Origin of the sequence: Sphingobium sp. (genome assembly GCF_041987595.1) — a bacterium.
Lineage (GTDB): Bacteria > Pseudomonadota > Alphaproteobacteria > Sphingomonadales > Sphingomonadaceae > Sphingobium.
The window spans coordinates 1-836 of record NZ_JBHIWJ010000202.1 but is presented as its reverse complement, the minus strand read 5'-3'; the positions used below and the strand labels follow the sequence as shown (position 1 = coordinate 836).

The 836-nt window shown below is 66.0% G+C and carries 2 protein-coding genes; both read right to left on the bottom strand.

Annotated elements, in window-relative coordinates:
• Positions 1 to 247: hypothetical protein (locus ACFC3J_RS22745; protein WP_375198179.1), on the bottom strand; the 247-nt coding region annotated here is incomplete at its 3' end.
• Entirely contained in the window at positions 244 to 828 is a 585-nt protein-coding gene (locus ACFC3J_RS22740) for an MT-A70 family methyltransferase (protein ID WP_375198180.1), read from the bottom strand. The genes ACFC3J_RS22740 and ACFC3J_RS22745, both read right to left, overlap by 4 nt.
• Positions 829 to 836 lie beyond the last annotated feature (8 nt).

Below are 836 nucleotides of genomic sequence, written 5' to 3'. Positions count from 1 at the left end.
CGCGGCTGATGATGTCCAGAATGCGCGTCGCCAGCGTCGACACCGGCAGCCCGCGTTGGCTGGCGATCGGCAGCAGCCGGTCGGACAGCGCCCGGTCCAGCGCGATCGTGCGCGTGACGGGCGAAAGCGGCGTGTCGAGCTCGTCGAGGCAGGTCGGGCAGACGAACAGCTGGTGCCATTTCGTCAGCGCCTCGCGCGTCTGCCGCTGGCAACGGCCGCACACCATCGGAACGATCGGGGGCTTCACGCGGCGACTCCGAACTTGTCGGTCTGGTTGCCCCAGCATTCCCAGCCTGGCCGCTTCTGCCTTGCGAACAATTCGATGCGTGGCCCGGCCACTAGCGCCTCGATCCGCTCATATTGCGCATCGGGCTTGCGGCTGTGTTCGCGGCGCGGCTCGACGATCGCCTGACGCACACCCTTGGCTTGCCGCGCCGGGTTGCCCCGCGTGAACAGCAGGCACGGCTCCACCTGCTTGCGCGTCCAATATCCAAAGCCCATGCGCAGCTCGGCAATGTCACCGGTGAAAAGGTCTATCTGATTGGCGCCGATCAGCTTCTGCTTGAGCCAGTAGAACGCGTCGGTCTTGAACGTGAATCCCCAGGCACGCGCCAGGGCGAACGATTCCTCCAGGTGGCTGCCGACCACCCACATGAACAGCGCGCAGTCCTTCGCCGCGATGTCGCCCACCGGCAGCGCCGCCATCTGCTCCAGCGTCATGGTCTGGTAATGGTCTTCGGCACATCGATGCGGGGTCATCGTCTCGCCGCTGTGCGTCTCAAACGCCCAGGGCGGATCCGCGAGGATGCAGCCGAAGCGACCGGTCATGTCTTCGC